Source organism: Stenotrophomonas sp. X (assembly GCF_055721025.1).
In genome coordinates, this window is sequence record NZ_CM146756.1 from 4072605 (window position 1) to 4091832 (window position 19228).

General features: G+C 68.1%; 20 protein-coding genes. 8 read left to right on the forward strand and 12 right to left on the reverse strand.

All coding sequences use genetic code 11. The features are described from left to right. The first annotated feature begins 109 nt into the window (after nt 1-109). Nucleotides 110-304 (forward strand): hypothetical protein, encoded by a 195-nt coding sequence (locus ACZ75I_RS18690; RefSeq protein ID WP_472958504.1) that lies wholly within the window; start codon nt 110-112, stop codon nt 302-304. A 35-nt stretch (nt 305-339) separates the two neighbouring features. After that, on the forward strand, nt 340-2178 hold the full coding sequence (ilvD, locus tag ACZ75I_RS18695; RefSeq protein WP_061479009.1) for a dihydroxy-acid dehydratase: 1839 nt from the start codon (nt 340-342) through the stop codon (nt 2176-2178). Nucleotides 2179-2283: 105 nt separating this feature from the next. Here the strand turns inward: ilvD and dinG are convergent, their stop codons facing one another. The 3 genes from dinG to aroE all read right to left on the reverse strand — a co-directional run bounded on the left by dinG (nt 2284) and on the right by aroE (nt 5744). Further along, entirely contained in the window at nt 2284-4386 is a 2103-nt protein-coding gene (dinG, locus tag ACZ75I_RS18700) for an ATP-dependent DNA helicase DinG (RefSeq protein ID WP_180869413.1), read from the reverse strand. A gap of 155 nt (nt 4387-4541) precedes the next feature. Continuing rightward, the gene (locus ACZ75I_RS18705) at nt 4542-4895 is read right to left on the reverse strand and encodes a hypothetical protein (protein ID WP_180869412.1); all 354 of its coding nucleotides are present in this window, start codon (nt 4893-4895) and stop codon (nt 4542-4544) included. Nucleotides 4896-4898: 3 nt separating this feature from the next. Beyond that, on the reverse strand, nt 4899-5744 hold the full coding sequence (gene aroE, locus ACZ75I_RS18710; RefSeq protein ID WP_088497020.1) for a shikimate dehydrogenase: 846 nt from the start codon (nt 5742-5744) through the stop codon (nt 4899-4901). A gap of 49 nt (nt 5745-5793) precedes the next feature. On the opposite strand from aroE, the gene ACZ75I_RS18715 reads away from it, so the two are divergent. Then, the gene (locus tag ACZ75I_RS18715; protein WP_180869411.1) at nt 5794-6657 is read left to right on the forward strand and encodes a TolB family protein; all 864 of its coding nucleotides are present in this window, start codon (nt 5794-5796) and stop codon (nt 6655-6657) included. 82 nt (nt 6658-6739) lie between these two features. Here ACZ75I_RS18715 and ACZ75I_RS18720 read toward each other — a convergent pair whose 3' ends face one another. The 4 genes from ACZ75I_RS18720 to ACZ75I_RS18735 form a co-directional block, all read right to left on the reverse strand. Further along, complete coding sequence (locus tag ACZ75I_RS18720) at nt 6740-7009, reverse strand: SHOCT domain-containing protein (protein WP_180869410.1); 270 nt, start codon at nt 7007-7009, stop codon at nt 6740-6742. Nucleotides 7010-7041: 32 nt separating this feature from the next. Next, nucleotides 7042-8031, reverse strand: coding sequence for a porphobilinogen synthase (gene hemB, locus ACZ75I_RS18725; RefSeq protein ID WP_472958505.1), 990 nt, complete (start codon nt 8029-8031; stop codon nt 7042-7044). A 19-nt stretch (nt 8032-8050) separates the two neighbouring features. Continuing rightward, complete coding sequence (locus tag ACZ75I_RS18730; RefSeq protein WP_472958506.1) at nt 8051-8968, reverse strand: bestrophin family protein; 918 nt, start codon at nt 8966-8968, stop codon at nt 8051-8053. A gap of 123 nt (nt 8969-9091) precedes the next feature. Then, nucleotides 9092-9340, reverse strand: coding sequence for a hypothetical protein (locus ACZ75I_RS18735; protein WP_005420185.1), 249 nt, complete (start codon nt 9338-9340; stop codon nt 9092-9094). 185 nt (nt 9341-9525) lie between these two features. Between ACZ75I_RS18735 and ACZ75I_RS18740 the strand changes: the two genes are divergently transcribed. After that, nucleotides 9526-9984, forward strand: a complete 459-nt coding sequence (locus ACZ75I_RS18740; RefSeq protein ID WP_005420187.1) for a hypothetical protein — start codon at nt 9526-9528, stop codon at nt 9982-9984. Between the two features lie 84 nt (nt 9985-10068). On the opposite strand, the gene ACZ75I_RS18745 is transcribed toward ACZ75I_RS18740, so the two are convergent. From ACZ75I_RS18745 to ACZ75I_RS18760, 4 genes are all read right to left on the reverse strand, one after another. Continuing rightward, nucleotides 10069-11871 carry a DUF885 domain-containing protein gene (locus ACZ75I_RS18745; RefSeq protein ID WP_061479003.1) on the reverse strand — a complete coding sequence of 601 codons (1803 nt, stop codon included), beginning with the start codon at nt 11869-11871 and terminating at the stop codon, nt 10069-10071. 67 nt (nt 11872-11938) lie between these two features. Beyond that, the gene (locus tag ACZ75I_RS18750) at nt 11939-12454 is read right to left on the reverse strand and encodes a cytochrome c oxidase assembly factor Coa1 family protein (protein WP_049414402.1); all 516 of its coding nucleotides are present in this window, start codon (nt 12452-12454) and stop codon (nt 11939-11941) included. Between the two features lie 25 nt (nt 12455-12479). Continuing rightward, on the reverse strand, nt 12480-14705 hold the full coding sequence (locus tag ACZ75I_RS18755) for a S9 family peptidase (protein WP_472958507.1): 2226 nt from the start codon (nt 14703-14705) through the stop codon (nt 12480-12482). A gap of 160 nt (nt 14706-14865) precedes the next feature. Continuing rightward, nucleotides 14866-15555 (reverse strand): glutathione binding-like protein, encoded by a 690-nt coding sequence (locus ACZ75I_RS18760; RefSeq protein WP_472958508.1) that lies wholly within the window; start codon nt 15553-15555, stop codon nt 14866-14868. Nucleotides 15556-15668: 113 nt separating this feature from the next. Between ACZ75I_RS18760 and ACZ75I_RS18765 the strand changes: the two genes are divergently transcribed. Both ACZ75I_RS18765 and ACZ75I_RS18770 read left to right on the forward strand, forming a co-directional pair. Next, nucleotides 15669-16289, forward strand: a complete 621-nt coding sequence (locus tag ACZ75I_RS18765; protein ID WP_472958509.1) for a TIGR00645 family protein — start codon at nt 15669-15671, stop codon at nt 16287-16289. A 200-nt stretch (nt 16290-16489) separates the two neighbouring features. Beyond that, entirely contained in the window at nt 16490-17503 is a 1014-nt protein-coding gene (locus ACZ75I_RS18770; RefSeq protein WP_061478999.1) for an energy transducer TonB, read from the forward strand. An 82-nt stretch (nt 17504-17585) separates the two neighbouring features. Here ACZ75I_RS18770 and ACZ75I_RS18775 read toward each other — a convergent pair whose 3' ends face one another. Next, nucleotides 17586-17840 carry a hypothetical protein gene (locus ACZ75I_RS18775; RefSeq protein WP_061478998.1) on the reverse strand — a complete coding sequence of 85 codons (255 nt, stop codon included), beginning with the start codon at nt 17838-17840 and terminating at the stop codon, nt 17586-17588. 78 nt (nt 17841-17918) lie between these two features. Between ACZ75I_RS18775 and ACZ75I_RS18780 the strand changes: the two genes are divergently transcribed. Continuing rightward, the gene (locus ACZ75I_RS18780; RefSeq protein ID WP_180869405.1) at nt 17919-18704 is read left to right on the forward strand and encodes an AraC family transcriptional regulator; all 786 of its coding nucleotides are present in this window, start codon (nt 17919-17921) and stop codon (nt 18702-18704) included. A gap of 67 nt (nt 18705-18771) precedes the next feature. Continuing rightward, the gene (locus ACZ75I_RS18785) at nt 18772-19197 is read left to right on the forward strand and encodes a DUF7832 domain-containing protein (RefSeq protein WP_061478996.1); all 426 of its coding nucleotides are present in this window, start codon (nt 18772-18774) and stop codon (nt 19195-19197) included. The last annotated feature ends 31 nt before the right edge of the window (nt 19198-19228 follow it).

The following is a 19228-nucleotide window of genomic DNA, read 5'->3' on the forward strand; positions in this document are numbered from 1 at the left end:
CCCCAATGATGCCAAATCCTCACCAACAACCGGAATCGGCAAAGTGGGAAAGATGAACGGAATTTCATTTTCGTCGTTCCCCATCAGCCACGCATGACGTGGATCCATCGTGTCGACCAAGGTCGACACCTACCAACAGCCACAGGAAACTGTCGAAGGCGGGCTGGGTCCCGCGGATAGCCCAGCTGATGCTGTTGAGGTTGCCGGCCAGCGGCCGGCACTACCACGGGTGCAGGGCGCAGCCCTGCCACTCCCTTCCTGGTGGTTGCAGCAGCAACCGAAAAAATTGGCCATGATCGGCTGACCCCCACGTCGTACGGCCCGCCCGTTCCGCCCGCCATGCCCGAATACCGTTCCCGCACCTCCACCGCCGGCCGCAACATGGCCGGCGCCCGCGCCCTGTGGCGTGCCACCGGCATGAAGGACGGCGACTTCCACAAGCCGATCATTGCCATCGCCAACTCCTTCACCCAGTTCGTGCCCGGCCACGTGCACCTGAAGGACCTCGGCCAGCTGGTCGCGCGCGAAATCGAACAGGTCGGTGGCGTCGCCAAGGAATTCAACACCATCGCCGTGGACGACGGCATCGCGATGGGCCACGACGGCATGCTGTATTCGCTGCCCAGCCGCGAGATCATCGCCGACGCCGTGGAGTACATGGTCAACGCGCACTGCGCCGACGCGCTGGTGTGCATCAGCAACTGCGACAAGATCACCCCCGGCATGCTGATGGCTGCGCTGCGCCTGGACATCCCGGTGGTGTTCGTCTCCGGCGGGCCGATGGAAGCGGGCAAGACAAAGCTGTCCGAGCACAAGCTGGACCTGGTCGACGCGATGGTGGTGGCCGCCGATGACAGCGCCTCCGACGAGAAAGTCGCGGCCTTTGAACGCAGCGCCTGCCCCACCTGCGGCTCCTGCTCGGGCATGTTCACCGCCAACTCGATGAACTGCCTGACCGAAGCGCTGGGCCTGTCGCTGCCCGGCAACGGCACTACGCTGGCCACCCATGCCGACCGCGAGGCGCTGTTCCGCCGCGCCGGCCGCCTGATCGTCGAGCTCTGCCATCGCTGGTACGGCGGCGAAGACCCGAGCGCGCTGCCGCGCGGGATCGCCACCCAGGCCGCGTTCGCCAACGCGATGACCCTGGACATCGCCATGGGCGGCTCCACCAACACCATCCTGCATCTGCTGGCCGCAGCGCAGGAAGCGGAGGTCGACTTCGACCTGACCCACATCGACGCGCTGTCGCGACGCGTCCCGCAGCTGTGCAAGGTGGCGCCGAACACACCGAAGTACCACATCGAGGACGTGCACCGCGCCGGCGGCGTGTTCGGCATCCTCGGGGAGCTGGATCGCGCCGGCCTGCTCGATACCACAGTGCCGACCGTGCACAGCGCCAGCCTGGCCGAGGCGCTGGAGCGCTGGGACGTGGTGCGCAGTGACAACGACACCCTGCACACCTTCTTCAAGGCCGGTCCGGCCGGCATCCCCACGCAGGAGGCCTTCAGCCAGGCCACCCGCTGGCCCGCGCTGGACCTGGACCGCGCCGAGGGCTGCATCCGCTCGCTGCAACATGCGTATTCGCTGGAGGGTGGCCTGGCTGTGCTGCGCGGCAATCTGGCCGTCGATGGCTGCGTGGTGAAAACCGCCGGCGTGGACGAATCGATCCATGTGTTCGAAGGCCCCGCGCGCGTCTATGAAAGCCAGGACGCCGCCGTCGCCGGCATCCTCGCCGACGAGGTACAACCGGGCGACGTCGTGGTGATCCGTTACGAGGGCCCGAAGGGCGGCCCGGGCATGCAGGAGATGCTGTACCCGACCAGCTACCTGAAGTCGAAGGGACTGGGCAAGCAGTGCGCGCTGCTCACCGATGGCCGCTTCTCCGGTGGCACCTCGGGGCTGTCGATCGGCCACGTTTCGCCGGAAGCGGCCAGTGGCGGCGCGATCGGCCTGGTGGAAGATGGCGACCGCATCCGCATCGACATCCCGGCCCGCCGCATCGACCTGCTGCTGGATGAGGCCACGCTGGCCCAGCGCCGCAGCGAGGCCGATGCACGCGGCTGGAAGCCACGCGCACCGCGCCCGCGCAAGGTCACCAGCGCGTTGAAGGCCTACGCCCTGCTCGCCACCAGTGCCGACAAGGGCGCCGTACGCAACACCGCCCTGCTCGGCGATTGATCCGTGCGCGGTAGTGCCGGCCGCTGGCCGGCATCTGGGAAAAGGGGACGGAGGGGATTAAGTCGTTTGAGGCACAAACGACTTAATCCCCTCCGTCCCCTTTTTTCAGCCGATCACGCGCTTGAACGGCGGCAGCGCGTCGATGATGCGCTTGCCGTAGCGGCGGGTCAGCAGCCGCGAATCGAGGATGATCACGCGGCCGGTGTCGGTGGAGGTGCGGATCAGGCGACCGGCGAACTGGGTCAACGTGCGCAGCGCGTGCGGAATGGCGATCAGGTTGAACGCATTGAGCCCGCGGCCCTCGAACCATTCGCTGAGCGTGGCGGTCTGCGGATCGGTCGGCACCGCGAACGGTACCTGGGTGATCACCACCGTGGTGCAGGCTTCGCCGGGCAGGTCGAGGCCTTCGCCGAACGAGTTCAGGCCGAACAGCACCGAACCCTCACCCGCTTCGACGCGGCGCAGGTGCTCTTCGATCAGCCGGGTCTTGGACATCTCGCCCTGCACCAGCACCTGCTTGCGGCGCGCCGCCGACATCAGGCCGGCCACCTTTTCCATCTTCCAGCGCGAGGTGAACAGCACCATCGAGCCCTTGGCCCAATCCAGCTCGGTGTCCAGGTAGCGCGCCACTTCGCGGGGATGGCCTTCGCGATCGTCGGGGGTGACCGGAAACTTCGGCACGATCAGCTCGGCCTGGTTGGGCAGGTCGAACGGCGACGACAGCGAGACCATCTCGGCCTCTTCGGGGATGCCGTTGTCGATCGCCAGCGACTGGAAATCGCCGCCGCCGGTCAGCGTCGCCGAGGTCATCACCACCGAATCCACTTCATCCCACAGCAGCTTGCGCAGCACGTGCGCGGCCGACACCGGCGAGCCGTGCAGCACCAGGTCGCCGTCGCGGGTAGCAGTGACCCAGCGCGCCATCGGCGGCGCGCCGTCCTTGTCCTCGCGGCGCCACGCCTGCCACAGGTTGTACTGTTGCTCGATCATTTCCAGCGCCATGCCCAGGTTGCGCTGCAGGCGCTCGCGCGCGGCATCGTCCGGCTTGCCCTTGGCCACCTGCGCGGTGGCGGCATGCGCCCAGTTGTAGAGGCTGCGGGTCTCGTCGGCCAGTGCCTCGATCGGCTCGCGCCAGGCCTCGGGCAGGCGTCCATTGGCCGCACGCCACATTGGCTCCTCGTCCGCCGGCGCCGGCATCCACACCCGCTCGATGTGATCGCGGAACGCGCGCAGCTGCTTGGCGACGTTGCTGGCCACCTCGATCGCTTCGTTCGGCAGCAGGTTGCCGAGGCGGTCCTTGTCGACCGCGCGGTAGGCACCGGCAATCAGGATCTGCAGGCGGCCGGTACGCTTGGCCATTTCATCCAGCGCGAGGCTGGCCGCGCCCTGGTCGATCGCCACGTTGCCGATGTGATGGCCTTCGTCCAGCACCAGCAGCATGTCCGACGGCGGCGCGATCAACGGCTGGCCGTTGTCGCTGTCGCCGATCGACAGCGCCGACAGCAGCAGTGCGTGGTTGGTGACCACGATCTGCGCATCGCGCACGGTGTTGCGTGAACGCAGCACCGCGCACTGCGCCGAATACGCACAACGGCGCCCGGCGCAGCCCGAGGCCGGCGTGGTGATGCGGCTGCGCAGGCCGGGGCTGATGGTCTCCGGCGCATTGTCGATATCGCCGTCCCAGCTGCCGCCGGTAAAGGCATCGGTCAGGCGCTTGGCGATGTCCATCTCGATCGGCGCCAGCGGCCGGTCGAACAGTGGTGCATCCTCCTCGAACATGCCGCCCTGCGAGCCCTCGCCCTGTGCTTCGGCCGCGTTGCGCGTGCACAGGTAGCGGGTACGGCCCTTGGCCAGCGCCACGGTTGCTTCCAGGCCGGTGGCCTTGAGGAAATTCGGGATATCCCGCTCGACCAGCTGCGACTGCAGCGCCACGGTGCCGGTGCTGATCACCAGCTTCTTCTTGGTGGCCAGCGCAATGGGTACGCCCGCGGTGAGGTAACCCAGGCTCTTGCCGACGCCGGTCGGCGCCTCGACCACGCCAACGCCGCCGCTCTTCGACAGCGCGCGCGACACCACGCCGATCATCTGGCTCTGCGAGCGGCGGGTGGAGAAGCCGGGAGTATTAGCCTGCAGCGTCGTGTACGCCTTGCGGATCGCGTCCTTCAAGGTGTCATCGAGCGTGCGCGGAGCGGCGACGGTTTCGGTCACGCCGGGAATTACCGTGGCTGGATCGGGCCGGTCATTGTCGCATGGCCGGCCATGTCCGCCGCCGCTGCCTGCCTGAACGGGGCAGCGGCGACGCCCGGCGGCTGGATGAACACACCGTACGCTGCGGGCGACGGCCCTGGGCCGTCACCGGGGTGTCACTGCACCGCGTTGCCGCGCAGCCGCAGCAGGCGCACCAGCGCCCACACCAGCAGCACCACGCCGATGGCCTCGACCATCGCCAGCGCGAAGTGCAGCACGCCGAAGATGGCGCTCATGCCCGAGATGGCGCTGAAGTTGCCACTGCTGACCAGCCACATCGGCAGGACACCCGCGGCCAGGCCGCCCAGGCTGGACAACAGCAACAGCAGCAGGCCGACCAGCGCGCCGGTGCGGGTCGCATCACGCGGCGCACCGATCACCCAGACCAGGCCGACGCACAGCGCGATCAGCACCGGCAGGCGCACACCGACCATGCTCAGCACGGTCACCATCAGGGTCGTGCCGTCCATCGATCAGTCCTCGCCGGCCAACACAGCCGGGCCCTGGCGCAGCGCCTGGTAGACCTCGTCGGTCTGCGGGCGTACGCCGTGCCACTGCAGGAAGCTCTCGGCAGCCTGCTCGACCAGCATGCCCAGGCCGTCGACGGTGTTACGGCACTGCGCCGCACGGGCCCAGGCCAGGAAGGCGATGGCCGCCTCGCCGTAGTTCAGGTCGACGGCGGTGGTCATCGAATTGACCAGCGACAGCGGCAGCTTGAACTCGACGTCGCGGTCGCGGCCCGCCGAGGTGGCGTTGACGATCAGTTCAAAGTCGCCCAGCTCGCGCAGGTCCTCCCAGTAGCGGCTGATCGCGCGGCCGGGTTCGCCCATGGCATCGATCAGTTCGTCGGCGCGCTCCGGCGTGCGGTTGACCACCACCAGTTCGGTGATGCCGGCATCGAGCAGCGCCGGTGCGACGCTGCGCGCCGAGCCACCGGCACCGATCATCAGCACGCGGCGGCCGCGCAGGTCCAGGCCGTGGCGGTCGGTCAGGTCGCGCACCAGGCCGATGCCATCGGTGGTGTCGCCGTGCCAGCGGTCGCCCTTGCGCAGCAGCGTGTTGACCGAGCCGGCGCGGCGCGCCCGTGCGGTCAGCGTGGTGCATGCCGAGAACGCGGCTTCCTTGTGTGGCAGGGTGACGTTGGCGCCGACACCGCCCTCGGCAGCGAAGGCCTCCAGGCCGGCCAGGAACGCCTCCGGGGCCAGGTCGATCGCGCGATAGTCGATGGCGATGCCTTCCTGGCGACCGAACGTCGCATGGATCTGCGGCGACTTCGAATGGGCGACGGGGTGTCCGAAGACGGCGTAACGGTCGGTCATGGAATCCTCAAGCTGGCTAGACTGATGCTCTGTTCGTGCATGGAACCGGATGATGCGCATCACCCCGCCCCTGCTGGTGCTCGCCGCCAGTCTACTCTCTGCCCCCGTGGCGATGGCGTTGAACGAGTACGGCATCGAAGGCATGGGCGTGGTCTCGACCCGCACCGACGAGGGCCGCGCCACGATCAGCGCCGATGGCCAGCGCATCGTCTTCGCCCGCCGCGGCGAAGCCGGCTGGAGCCTGTGGGAGGCACGCGTGGTCGACGGTCGTTGGCAGCAGGCACAGGCACTGCCGGTCGGCGTGGCCGGTGAAGCCCGCGATCCCTACTTCAGCCGTGACGGCCGCTGGCTGCTGTTCGCGGCCGGTCGCGAGGGCGCGCTGGCGCTGTACCGCGCTGCGCTGGCCACCGATGGCCGGCTGGGCCCGGCGCAGCCGCTGGCCGGTGACGGCGGGCGCCGGGAAGAGCGCGGACCGGCCCTGAGCGCAGATGGCAAGCAGCTGTTGTTTGCCCGCCAGCAGGGCCATGGCGCCGGCTGGGATCTGTTCGTAGCGACGCTGGATGCGCAGGGCGTGCGTGGCCCGGCCACCGCACTGAGCGCGTTGAACAGCGCCGACGACGAGACCGACGGCGACTGGCTGGGCCATGACGGCGCCGTGGTGTTCAGCCGCAGCCACGGCAGTACCGCGCAGGTCTGGAGCAGCGGCTGTGCGTGGAGCGGTGTGGCGCTGCAGCCGCTGGGGCTGTCGTTCAACCAGGCCGGCGGCTGGACCGGCGCGCCGGTGATCGACAACGCCAAGCCCGGCGAGATGATGGTGGCCAGCAGCGCGGCAAAGGCGCCGCGCGCCGGTGGCGTGGACGTGTACCGGTTGGCGGTGCCGAGGGTGACGGCGGTGGCCGGGTGCGTGCGGTAGATCCACGCCATGCGTGGATGGCGCCCGCGAAGGGGTCAGAGCCCTTTCCTGCGGAAAGGGATCCGACCCCGGGGATTGCCCGTCAGCGCGACAGCACCTTGGCGCGCAACTGCTCGTACTCCATCTCGCTCAGCTGGCCGTTGTCCTTGCGCTGGTTCAACGCAGCCAGCTCGGCCTGCACGCTGTCCGGCAGGGCCTGCTCACGGGCCACGCGGCGGGCGGCGGAGAGCTGCTCCGGTGGGCGCTTGCCCGCGCGCCATGCGGCGATGAAGACAGCGACGATGATGGCGCCGAACACCAGCGTACCGATGCCCCAGATCAGCCATTGCATCCATCCCAGTTCGGGTCCCATCGCGCAGTCCTCCGTCTATCGTGGCGCTATTGTCAGCGCTCGCGCAGCCATCGCGCCACCTGCGGCGCGAAATAGGTCAGCACGCCGTCGGCACCGGCTCGCTTGAAGCCCAGCAGCGACTCCAGCACGCAGGCACGCTCGTCCAGCCAGCCGTTGGCGAAGGCGGCCTTCATCATCGCGTACTCGCCACTGACCTGGTAGGCGAAGGTCGGCACGCCGAACGTCTCCTTCACCCGGCGCACCAGGTCCAGGTACGGCATGCCCGGCTTGACCATCACCATGTCGGCGCCCTCTTCCAGGTCCAGCGCGATCTCGCGCAGAGCCTCGTCGCCGTTGGCCGGGTCCATCTGGTAGGTCGTCTTGTCGGCCTTGCCGAGGCTGGCCGCGCTGCCCACCGCATCACGGAACGGGCCGTAGAACGCCGAGGCGTATTTGGCCGAGTAGGCCATGATGCGCACGTTGATGTGGTTGTCGGCATCCAGCGCACGGCGGATCGCTCCGATGCGACCGTCCATCATGTCCGACGGCGAGACGATGTCCACACCGGCCTCGGCGTGCGACACCGACTGCTTGACCAGCGCTTCGACCGTGATGTCGTTGAGCACGTAACCCTTGTCGTCGATGATGCCGTCCTGGCCGTGGGTGGTGTACGGGTCCAGCGCCACATCGGTCATCACGCCCAGTTCCGGGAAGCGCGACTTCAGCGCGCGTATCGCACGCTGCGCCAGGCCGTCCTCGGCCCACGCCGCCGATGCGTCCAGCGACTTCAGCGACGGGTCGATCACCGGGAACAGGTCGATTACCGGAATGCCCAGCTCCAGCGCCTCTTCGGCCACCTTCAGCAGCTCTTCGATCGACAGCCGCTCCACGCCCGGCATCGACGGCACTGCGGTGCGGCCCGCCAGTTCGTGCACGAACACCGGGTAGATCAGGTCGTCGGTGGTCAGCGTGTTCTCGCGCATCAGGCGGCGCGAGAACTCGTCGTGGCGCATGCGGCGCGGGCGGTAAAGCGGATGGGACATGGCAGGCTCCGAGGAGTGGCTATTGCAACAGGTAACCCTGCGGCAGCAGGGGTTCGGGCAAGGGGCGTTCGCCGAGCGCGTCGAGCTGGTCGATCTCGATCGTGCGCACCAGCGCGTCCAGCGGCAGGTCGTTCGGCTCCAGGCCGAACGGGTCTTCCATTTCTTCGCCCAGCTGGTCCAGGCCGAAGAAGGCGTAGGCCAGCACCGCCGACAGCACCGGCGTACCCCAGCCCAGCGAACTGGCCAGGCCGAACGGCAGCAGCACGCAGAACATCCACGCGCAGCGATGCAGCAGCAGGGTGTAGGCGAACGGCAGCGGCGTGGTGAGGATGCGCTCGCAGCCGGCCTGGATCGACGACATCGCGTGCAGGCGCTCCTCCAGCTGTGCGTAGAGGATCGGATCGAGCTCGCCGGCGCGCAGCGCCTGGGCCAGCTCGGCGGCGATCATCGACAGCAATGCATCCGGCACGTTCTCGCGCTGGCCCAGCTGCTCGCGCTGCGGCTTGTCCAGCCATGGCAAGGCGACCAGGGCCACGACGCGCCCACGCAGGCGCGCGGCCAGCGCATGGGCGAACGCGGTGGTGAGGTACGCGATGCGGCGACGGCGGCCGCCGTCATCGGCCAGCAGCAGGTGCACCTGGCGCGCCAGCGAACGCGATTCGTAGATCAGCTGGCCCCACAGCTTGCGGCCTTCCCACCAGCGGTCATAGCAGGCGCTGTTGCGGAAGCTGAGGAAGATCGACAGGACCAGGCCGAGCAGGGTGAACGGCGTGACCGACACGCGTTCGATGCCGGTCGGCGGGGCCAGTTCCACCACGGCCGCCACGGCAATGGACAGGATCAGGATGGCCAGCACCTTCGGCGCGATCGCTTTGACGATCGAGCCGCGCAGGATGTACAGCAGTTGCCAGCCGTGGGGACGGGGTCGGATGATCATCGGGCAGCCGCGCCAAGCGCGGAATCACAGGCACGCGGGGGGCTCGCGCAGCCGCTCATTGTACGCCCCTGCCCGGCCACCGGCCGTGCGCCTGCGACGCCCTGTCGCACCCGGCGCCGGGATTCAGATCACGCCGCCGCCCAGGCCCAGGCGCAGGATGCCGACCACCACCACGATGCCGTTCAGCACCAGCCCGGCCCAGGCCCGACCGCGCTTGGTCGGGTGGGTAAACAGGATGCCCAGCGCGGCGATCACCGCGCCGACGGCGGCGAACGGGATCAGGAACCAGTTGCCCCAGCCAAGCAGCGGAATCAGCGCCAGGATCATCCACAACAGCGCCAGTACGCCCCACAACAGACTGATCACGCCCATTCCGCTCTCCCGCAGTTGGTTCTGTCTGTCCACCATAGTCGTTCCCGCAGTCGCCGCCTACTGCCGTTGGCGGGGCTGTCACCCGACGCGTGCTAGCGTGCTGCCGTGGGTGCCCTGGCCCGGGTGTTGGCGCCGATTCAGAGTGGCCCGCCGATGATCGCAACCAGTCCTACAGGGGTCGTGCCATGAACATCCGTTGGGCCGCGCTGGCGGCCATCCTGCTGGTCGCCGCCGGTTGTGCCAGCACCTCCAAGGTCATGCTGGGGCGCGCCCGCGCGCCGATCGATCCGGCACTGGTGCAGATCTATTCCACGCCACCGGCCGGCTCGCAGGAAATCGCGCAGCTGGAATCGGCATCTGCCGTGGGCTTCGGCACGCAGGGCCAGACCGATGCCGCGGTGGCACGCCTGAAGCGTGAAGCGGCGGCACTGGGCGCCAATGGCGTGGTGCTGATGGGCGTGGGCAGCAGCGGCTCGCCGGTCGGCATGTCGGTGGGTGCCGGCACCTTTGGCTCGCATGTGGGGGGTGGCGTCGGCATCGGTATTCCGACCACGCAGAAGCGCGCCGCCGGCGTGGCGATCTGGGTACCCAATCCGGAACCGCCGGCACGGCTGCCGACCCAGGTGATCACGCCGCAGCGGTGAGGCGGCAGCGTCACCGCGGGTAGCGCCGGGCCATGCCCGGCGTCTCTCCCGCTGCGCTCGCCGGGCATGGCCCGGCGCTACCGATTATTTCTGCCGGTACTTCGGCACGAACACCTTGTTTACCGCATCGGCCAGCTGGTCCGGCGGCAGCAGGCCCTGGTCGAGCAGGAAGTTGTTGAAGGCCAGGCGGTCGAACTTCGCACCCAGTGCCAGCTCGGTCTGCATGCGCAGTTCCAGGATGCGGGTGTAACCGTAGAAGTAGCTGCCCGCCTGGCCCGGCATGCGCACCATGTAGCGGTCCAGTTCCTGGGTGGCCATCGCCTTGGACAGGCCGACCTGCTCCATCAGCACGCGTTCGCCGTTGGCGCGGTCGGTCAGGCCGAGGTTGAGCATCGGGTCAAGCATTGCGCGTGCGGCCCGCAGCAGGCGGAACTGCAGGGCGATCATCTGCCCGTCCAGCGGCTCGTACGGCACCATCTCGGCCTCGGCATACAGCGCCCAGCCTTCAACGTTCACCGAATTGAACGCGAACATGGTGCGTGCCAGCGAGACACCACGCTCGACCATTGCGGTGAACTGCAGCTCGTGGCCGGGGCGGCCTTCATGCGCGCTCAGCGTCCATGCCGCCGCACCGAAGTTGAAATCGTCGTATTGTGCGCCCGGGCCCGCCGCCGGGTTGCCCAGCGGCAGCACGAAGGTGCCCTGCTGCCCGGTGTTGTTGACCAGCGGCGCCGGCAGGAAATGCGGGGCCGGGCTGGCCGCGCTCTCGGCGGCCGAACCCAGGCGCATCTGCATGGCGCGCTTGGGTACATCGACGATGGCATGCTCGCGGATCAGCGGATCGATCGCATCGATCACCTTGCGGTAGTGGCCTTCCAGCTGGTCGTCGGCGATCTTGTCGGCCTTCAGCGCGCGGATCACCGCCACCGGGTCGCTCGGATCGGCCACCTTCAGGCCCTTGTCCTTCACCACCAGCGGCGCCAGCTGCTGCATCGCCGAGCGGGTTTCCATGAACTCCAGCTGCGCGCGCTGCATCAGCAGCTTCGGGTCGATATCGATGCCGACCTGCTTGAGCTGGTAGGCGTACAGCGGCGCCGGCAGGCGCGCATCGGTGCGTGCCTTCGGCAGCACGTCCTTGCGGGTCCAGGCGGCGTAGTCCTTCATCTGCCCGGCCAGGGCCTTCATTGCCTCATCGGCGCCGGCGATCTGGTACTTCTTCAGCAGCGACTCGATGCCGGTGATGTACGTCTCGACGTTGTCCAGCGATTGCTGCACTTCGATCTTCGTCGGCTGCAGCAGGCTGCCGTCCTTCAAGCGCTCTTCGTAACGCTGGCGGGCCAGCGTGGTGAACGCGGTGCCACCCGGCTGCAGCCCGGCGTAGGCCTTGAGGCGGTCGATCGCCTTGGCCCGGCGCTCGGCCGGCACCTGGTCGGACAGCAGCAGGTTGAGGCCGCTGAACACGGTCTGCGGTGCATCGGTCCACGGCAGCAGGTACTTCTCGTTGAGCTCGCTGCCCTCGATGTTCTGGTTGGCGGCGTGGATCATGATCTCCAGGTCCTGGCGGACGTTGGGATCCTGCTCGGTGGCCAGCTTCGCCTTCAGTTCGTCGCGCGCCTTGGCCATCGCCGCGCGGTAGCGCTTGCCGTTGTCCGCACCGAGGTCGGCCACCTTGTCGTCATAGCCGGGCACGCCGAAGAAGCCGGTTTCTTCCGGCTGGAACGGGCCCTGCGCATCGAGCAGGATCTGCGCCAATGCGTTGCTGCGGGCCACCCAGGCCGGGCTGGCCGGAGTAGCGGCCTTGGTGGCGGGTGCCGCCAGCGCCGGCGGTGCGAACATCAGCGGGGCGGCAGTCAGGGCCAGGGCAACGGCCAACGCGATCGGCTTCATGGTGCACTCCAGGACAGGGTTGCCCGCACCCTACGCGCTCAGCGCGGTGGCGACAATCGGCCGGAGGTCACAACGCCGCGGCCAGCGGGCATTCGCCGCGTTCGCGGCAGGCCTGCAGCTCGCATTCCTGCGCGGCCTCGTCATCATCCAGCGCGGTCAGGTCGAAGGTCTGCTTGTTCTCGCCCAGCACATACATCACCGGATAGTCCCAGACGTCGTCGCTGCGGGTGCCCTTCACGAACAGCCGGCCGTGCGCGCGCGGGCCTTCCAGGGCCACGGTCAGGCCGACGTCGCGCTGGCCATTGATCGCGGTCTGCATGCTGCCCAGCGGCATCGATTCGGCACGCAGCGGCTCGCCGAAGGCTTCCACCAGTTCGATGCTGCATCCGGCGCGGCGCATCGCCTCGCGCATCGGCGGGCTCTCGCGTGCCGCCTCGCTCCAGCGCAGCACGCTCCAGGCCACCACGCCACCGGCACCGGCCAACACCAGCAGCACGGCCAGCGGCATCGCCCAGCGCCAGTGACGGGACCACCAGCCGGCAGGCTTCGGGCCATGGGTGGGAATCGGCGGCGGCAGTGTCATCGGCGGGCTCCTTCCCGTTTGTGCATCAGGGCTTCAGGCAGCGTCCCAGGAAGGCTTCGGCCACACGGTAGCGATGCAGGGCATCGGCGCCGGACAGGCCATGCTTGGCACCCGGATAGGTCATCAGCTCGAACGGCTGCCCGCGCTTCTGCAGCGCGCTCATCAGGCTGGTCGAGTTGGTGAACAGCACGTTGTCATCGGCCATGCCGTGGATCAGCAGCAACGGCGAACGCAGGCCGTCGATATGGGTCAGCACGCGCGCTTCGCGGTACCCCGCTTCGTTGCGCGCCGGCAGGTCCATGTAGCGTTCGGTGTAGTGGCTGTCATACAGGCCCCAATCGGTGACCGGTGCGCCGGCCACGCCACAGGCGTACTGGTTCGATGCCTTGGCCAGCAGCATCAGGGTCATGTAACCGCCGTTGGACCAGCCCTGCACGCCGATGCGCGCCGGGTCGACCCACGGCTGCTGCTTCAGCCAGGCCACGCCGCGCAGCTGGTCGGTCACTTCCACCGTGCCCTGCTTCCCGTACAGCGCACCACCGAAGTCGCGGCCGCGGCGCGGGGTGCCGCGGTTGTCCAGCGAGAACACGACGTAGCCCTGCTGGGCCAGGTACTGGTTGAACAGATGGTCGCCACGGCCGGGCCAACTGTCAGTGACGGTCTGGCTGGCCGGGCCGCCGTAGACGTACACCGCCACCGGGTAGCGCTTGGACGGATCGAAGCCGGCCGGCTTGATCAGGCTGTAGTTCAACGGGGTCTTGCCGTCGGCAGCCATCAACGTGCCGAACTCGACCGGGCGCTGCGCATCGCGGTAGCGCGCATACGGGTGCCTGGGATCGGCCAGGTCGTTCTCGACCAGCGTGGCGATCTTCTCGCCGTTGGCGCGGAACAGTTCGATCTGCGGCGGCGTGGTGCTGTTGGACCAGCTGTCCACGTAGACGCTGGCATTGCGGGCGAAGCTGGCGCTGTGCATGCCCGGCGCCTTCGACAGGCGCTGCGGCTCACCGCCCTGCAGCGACACCGCGTAGATCTGGCTTTCGCGCGAGGTCTCGATGCCAGCACGGAAGTAGGCCTTGCCGGCCTTCTCATCGACCGCCAGCAGTTCGTCCACCGGCCAGTTGCCATGGGTCAGCGCAGTGGCCTTGCCCTTGCTGTCGATGCGGTACAGGTGCTGGAAGCCGGTGCGCTCGGACGACCACAGCACGCTGCCATCTTCAAGGAAGCGCAGGCTGTTGTGCAGCGGCACCCAGGTCGGGCTGGTCTCGTGGGCGAGCACGCGCTGGCGGTTGGAGTCGAGCGCCACTTCGACCAGGTCCAGCTGCTTCTGGTCACGCGACTGGCGCTGGAAACTCAGGTGCTGCGCATCGCGCCAATCGACGCGGGCCAGGTAGATGTCCTGTTCCTTGCCCAGGTCGATCCAGCGCGGCTGCGCATCGGCGGCCGGTGCGATCACGCCCAGCTGCACGCGCACGTTGGCGTCGCCGGCGGCCGGGTAACGCTGTTCGATCACATCGGTGCGGTCGGCGTAGACCTCGTAGCGCTTCTGCACCGGCACCGGCGCCTCGTCGATGCGGGCAAAGGCAATGGCCGAGTCATCCGGCGCCCACCAGTAACCGGTATGGCGATCCATTTCCTCGTCGGCGACGAACTCGGCCACGCCGTTGCCGATGGTGGTGCCGCCGTCGCGGGTCAGCTGCAGCTGCTTGCCACTGGCCAGATCGATCACCCACAGGTTGCGGCCGCGGATGAAGCTGACGAAACCGCCCTTGGGCGACAGCTTGGCGTCGGTGGCGAAGCCTTCACCGTGGGTCAGCTGGCGCACGGCCGCCTGGCCCTGCTGCTTGAGGTCGTACAGGTAGAGTTCGCCGCCCAACGGGAACAGCAGGCGCTGCGCGTCCGGCGACCACTGGTAATCGACGATGCCGGTCATCGCGGCGATGCGCTGGCGCTCGCGTCGGGCCTTTTCCTCATCGCTGAGGGTCTCGGCGCCGGGCAGCACCACCTTGGAATCAACCAGCAGGCGGGTCTGGCCGCTGCCGATGTCGTAGGTCCACAGGTCCAGCTGGTTGCGGTCGCTGTCCTTGCCGCGCAGGAAGCTGACCTGCGAACCGTCCGGCGCCACCTTGGGCTTCATCAGGGTCGGGCCGGACAGCGGCAGCGGGCCGGTGATGGCTTCCAGGGTCAGCTTTTCGGCGTGGGCGGCGGTACTGGTGGCGAGCATGAGGGCGAGCGAAGCGAACAGATGGCGCATGGAGGATCCCGGCAAACGGCAGGTCCGCCTCCACGCGGGGCGCGGGACGGTCGTCCCTCATCCTAACCAAGCCCGTGCGGGAAGGCAGCATGACCTTCTGCCCATAAGCAGTGCGGACGAGTGCCGACCAACGGTCGGCACCCACCTTCAGATGCCGGGGTCAGCGCTGGCCGAACAGGTGCTTGCGTTCTTCGTCGCTGAGCGGCTTGCCGGCGTTCGGGTTCACCTGCTGGCGCAGCGCATAGGCGCGCTGGGTGGCCGGGCGCGCGGCGATGGCCTCGTGCCAGCGCTTGAGGTTCGGGAACGCGGCGAAGTCCACCGGCAGCGTGTCGTAGGCGCCGATCCAGGGGTAACTGGCCATGTCGGCGATGGTGTACGCGTCGCCGGCCAGGAAGGCGTGCTGGGCCAGGCGCTTGTCCATCACCCCATGCAGGCGGCGCACTTCGTTGTCATAGCGCTCGATCGCATACGGGATCTTTTCCGGAGCATACACATTGAAATGCCCCATCTGGCCGCTCATCGGGCCCAGGCCCGCCATCTGCCAGAACAGCCATTCCAGGGTGGTGACGCGGCCGCGCGGATCGCTGGGCAGGAAGCGGCCGGTCTTCTCGGCCAGGTACAGCAGGATCGCACCGGACTCGAACACGCTCTGCGGGGCGCCGCCGTCGGCCGGGGCGTGGTCGACGATGGCCGGCATCTTGTTGTTGGGCGAGATGGCGAGGAATTCCGGCTTGAACTGGTCGCCCGAGCCGATGTTGACCGGGTGGATGCGGTACTCCAGGCCGGTTTCCTCCAACAGCAGGGTCACTTTATGGCCGTTCGGGGTGGGCCAGTAATACAGGTCGATCATGGCGTCGGCTCGGGGGTGCGGAAAGGAAACTGAAGTCTAGTGCGTGAGTTGGCTTGGCACCGTCATGGCGGGCCGGTAACCTCGCCTCTCCCCCGAAACGCAGCATCCCCCGCATGAGTGCAAACCGCCCGCCGCTCTCCCCGTTGTCCACGCTGATCTTCGCCTCGCGCTGGCTGCAGCTGCCGCTGTACCTGGGCCTGATCGTGGCGCAGTGCGTCTACGTGTTCCTGTTCGGCAAGGAACTGTGGCACCTGATCTCGCATTCGGTGTCGATGGGTGAACAGCAGATCATGCTGATCGTGCTGGGCCTGATCGACGTGGTGATGATCTCCAACCTGCTGGTGATGGTGATCGTCGGCGGCTACGAGACCTTCGTCTCGCGCCTGCGCCTGGAAGGCCACCCGGACCAGCCGGAATGGCTGAGCCACGTCAATGCCAGCGTGCTGAAGGTGAAGCTGGCGATGGCGATCATCGGCATCTCCTCGATCCACCTGCTGAAGACCTTCATCGCCAGTGGCGCACTGAATGGCATCCCGCTGTGCACGCCGGAGCAGATGAGCGTGGCCGCCGCCAACATCGGTGTCGCCCGCTGCTCGATGCTGACCCAGGACGGCGTGCTGTGGCAGACCATCATCCACTGCGTGTTCATCCTGTCGGCGATCGGCATCGCCTGGACCGACAAGCTGATGTCCAACGGCCACAGCAAGTCGCACGACAAGGCGCACGACCACTGAGGTCGGCGCCGGCAACGGCACGACCGCCGTTGCCCATCCCGGCCACTGCTCTTGTACGCGGCGGCGGCCGGGATGCTAGATTGCACCCTCGCCGTTGCCGGCGGTGGCGTCGGGAAACGTCACCCTGCCGCGCCCGGACCGCAGGTCCCGGCCATGCATATCAATGATTTACGTCACGTCGTCTTCTAGAGGGGAGCAGGATGTCGCACGTCTCAACGATCACCGCCGCGCGCCGGTGGCTGCCGGTTGCCCTGGCACTGGCACTGGCTGCCTGCTCGGGCAAGGAGGAAACCGCCGCACCGGCCCCGGCCGCCGCACCCACCGCCGCTGCACCGGCCGCACCGGTGGTTGCCGCCAAGGTGCAGTCGATGGGCACCGAGCAGCTGCGTGAGTCGGCCAGCCAGGCCCTGCGCGAGAACCGCATGTACGCGCCGGCCGGCGACAACGCCATCGAGTACTACCTTGCCCTGCGCGACAAGACGCCGGACGACGCCTCGGTGAAGAGCGCACTGACCGATCTGCTGCCGTACACCCTGATCGCCGCCGAGCAGCACCTGGGCCGCGAGGACTACACCGAAGCGCAGCGCCTGGTGGCACTGATCGAGAAAGTGGATGCGTCCGCGCCGGCCCTGCCACGCCTGAAGGACGGCCTGGCCAAGGGCGTGCAGAACGCGGCCAAGCGCACCGAGGCCGAAGCCGAGAAGGCGAAGAAGGACGCCGAGGACCGCAGCAAGCAGCAGACCGAACAGCAGCGCCTGGCCGAGCAGCGTGCCAAGGAAGCCGACGCGGCCAAGCAGATCGCTGCCCAGCAGGACGCCGCCCGCCGCGACAATGAGCGCCAGGAAGCCGAGCGCCAGGCTGCGGCCCGCCGCGAAGCCGAGCAGAAGCAGCAGCAGGCTGCCGCCCAGCAGGCCAGCGCCGCACGCCAGGCTGCAGCTCCGGCGGCCGCTGCGGCGCCGAACCTGCGCCCGGTCAGCACCCCGGCGCCGCGCTATCCGTCCGAGGCGCTGCGTGCAGGCACCTCCGGCGAAGTGCTGGTGGAGATCACCGTCGGCACCGACGGTTCGGTGACCAACGCCCGTGTGCTGCGCGCAACGCCGTCGCGCGTCTTCGATCGTGAGGCCATGAACGCGGTCAAGCGCTGGCGCTTCGAGCCGGTCAGCGCACCGGTCACCACCCGCCGCACCCTGGTGTTCGCCCCGGGCGGCAGCTGACCACGAAAAGGGGACGGAGGGGATTAAGTCGTTTCCGCCCCGCAATGACCACACGGCCCGGCATGTCCGGGCCGTGTTCGTTTCAGGAGAGGCTGTCGATCAGGCGTTGCAGTGCCGGATCACGCGCGGCCAGCACCTGGAACAGGCCCAGCGCATGCAGGCCCGGCAGTAGCGCACGCAGGTCGGCTTCGGCGGTGGCGCGGGTGGCGTCATCGCTGGCGGGGTCCTGCCAGTCACGGACGCTGGCGAGGAAGGCGCCGACGCTGCCCTTGCGCACGGTGAGGCCGTTCACCTGCACCTCGTTCTGATGGTCGGGAAGGATGTCGTGTGGCTGCATGGGTGATGCTCCGGTGGGATCGGGAGCCCAGTGTGCCGCCCAGTCAGTGGCACTTCTGCCGTATAACTGCCATTGGATATGGCAGATCAGACATCACCCGCGTTGATTGACCCCGCTTTGGCGAACGCCGAAGGCGGTCCCCTCGTCCTGGCCTCACAGCTGCGGGTGCCGGGACGGCGCCGCACCGCACGCCACCAGCACGTGCGCGGCCAAGTACTGGGTGCCCACCACGGCCTGCTGCGGATCGAGGCCGGCGATCTGCACTGGTTGCTGCCGGCGGGGCACGTTGCCTGGATACCACCCTTGCTGCCTCACGCCCTGGTAGGGGCAGAGGCATTCGATGGCTGGAGCCTGTACTTCAACGCCGAAGCCTGTCTGGAGCTGCCCGCCGTGCCGCGCATTTTCCAGCCGAACGTGCTGTTGCAGGCGGCGATGATGCGCGCACTGAGTTGGCCACATCAGGCGCTGGACGCCGCGCAGGCACGCCTGGCCGGCGTGATCACCGATGAGATCGCCGCCAGCACGCCTTTGCCGCTTGCCTTGCCACAACCGCAGGATCGACGGTTGCGGCGGATCGCGGCGGCGCTGGCACGGTCGCCGGACGACCTTCGCAGCGTCGAAGCGTGGGCAGCCGCCAACGGACTGTCCGGCCGCAGCCTCGCCCGCCGGTGGCAGGCCGAAACAGGCATGACCCTGGGCCATTGGCGGCAGCGCCTGCGCGTGCTGCTGTCGCTGCCACGCCTGCTGGCCGGCGAGCCGGTGATCAGCGTTGCGCTGTCGATGGGCTACGACACCCCGAGCGCGTTCATCACCGTGTTCAAGCGCGAGATGGGGGTGACGCCTGCGCGGTACAGGGTGGGCTGACGTATCCAGCACTCCCTCTATCCTTCCTTGCGACCTAAGCTGCTTGCTGATTTCGGGAGGGGAACAGATGAAGTACGACGACGCCAGCTGGCATTCCGACGGTGATTTTCCTGCCGAGCTTCCGCCCGAGGCCGGTGCAACGCATATCGGCATGTACGTGGCATGGCTCCTACTGCGGGGTATGGCAGGCGAAGAACTGGCCGACGACATGCAGGAGGAGCTGGAATCCTTGACCCGGCGTGCTATGACACCCGGTCAGTTCCTGCTGGTGTGTGATGGCAAGTTCCTTGACGAAATGATCAACGATGAAGCGAACGCATTCACGCTGGAGTACTACCAAGCGGATGACTGCCTGTATCCCGATGACTACATCGAATTGCTGGCAGACGATCTTCCTTCGCTGTACCACGTCGCCGATACCTGGGAAAACTTTGACCGACTGGCACCGGTGATCGCCCAGCGCTTCGCCGCGTGGCAGGCAACGCGAACCTGAGAACAACGAGGCCCGGAATGACCGGGCCTCG

Bases quoted from the DNA above. Each gene is read 5' to 3' on its own strand.
- ilvD (WP_061479009.1), top strand. From the start codon at position 340: ATGCCCGAATACCGTTCCCGCACCTCCACCGCCGGCCGCAACATGGCC.
- ACZ75I_RS18705 (WP_180869412.1), bottom strand. From the start codon at position 4,895: ATGGACGGCACGACCCTGATGGTGACCGTGCTGAGCATGGTCGGTGTG.
- aroE (WP_088497020.1), bottom strand. From the start codon at position 5,744: ATGACCGACCGTTACGCCGTCTTCGGACACCCCGTCGCCCATTCGAAG.
- ACZ75I_RS18715 (WP_180869411.1), top strand. From the start codon at position 5,794: ATGATGCGCATCACCCCGCCCCTGCTGGTGCTCGCCGCCAGTCTACTC.
- ACZ75I_RS18720 (WP_180869410.1), bottom strand. From the start codon at position 7,009: ATGGGACCCGAACTGGGATGGATGCAATGGCTGATCTGGGGCATCGGT.
- hemB (WP_472958505.1), bottom strand. From the start codon at position 8,031: ATGTCCCATCCGCTTTACCGCCCGCGCCGCATGCGCCACGACGAGTTC.
- ACZ75I_RS18730 (WP_472958506.1), bottom strand. From the start codon at position 8,968: ATGATCATCCGACCCCGTCCCCACGGCTGGCAACTGCTGTACATCCTG.
- ACZ75I_RS18735 (WP_005420185.1), bottom strand. From the start codon at position 9,340: ATGGGCGTGATCAGTCTGTTGTGGGGCGTACTGGCGCTGTTGTGGATG.
- ACZ75I_RS18740 (WP_005420187.1), top strand. From the start codon at position 9,526: ATGAACATCCGTTGGGCCGCGCTGGCGGCCATCCTGCTGGTCGCCGCC.
- ACZ75I_RS18745 (WP_061479003.1), bottom strand. From the start codon at position 11,871: ATGAAGCCGATCGCGTTGGCCGTTGCCCTGGCCCTGACTGCCGCCCCG.
- ACZ75I_RS18750 (WP_049414402.1), bottom strand. From the start codon at position 12,454: ATGACACTGCCGCCGCCGATTCCCACCCATGGCCCGAAGCCTGCCGGC.
- ACZ75I_RS18755 (WP_472958507.1), bottom strand. From the start codon at position 14,705: ATGCGCCATCTGTTCGCTTCGCTCGCCCTCATGCTCGCCACCAGTACC.
- ACZ75I_RS18760 (WP_472958508.1), bottom strand. From the start codon at position 15,555: ATGATCGACCTGTATTACTGGCCCACCCCGAACGGCCATAAAGTGACC.
- ACZ75I_RS18765 (WP_472958509.1), top strand. From the start codon at position 15,669: ATGAGTGCAAACCGCCCGCCGCTCTCCCCGTTGTCCACGCTGATCTTC.
- ACZ75I_RS18770 (WP_061478999.1), top strand. From the start codon at position 16,490: ATGTCGCACGTCTCAACGATCACCGCCGCGCGCCGGTGGCTGCCGGTT.
- ACZ75I_RS18775 (WP_061478998.1), bottom strand. From the start codon at position 17,840: ATGCAGCCACACGACATCCTTCCCGACCATCAGAACGAGGTGCAGGTG.
- ACZ75I_RS18780 (WP_180869405.1), top strand. From the start codon at position 17,919: ATGGCAGATCAGACATCACCCGCGTTGATTGACCCCGCTTTGGCGAAC.
- ACZ75I_RS18785 (WP_061478996.1), top strand. From the start codon at position 18,772: ATGAAGTACGACGACGCCAGCTGGCATTCCGACGGTGATTTTCCTGCC.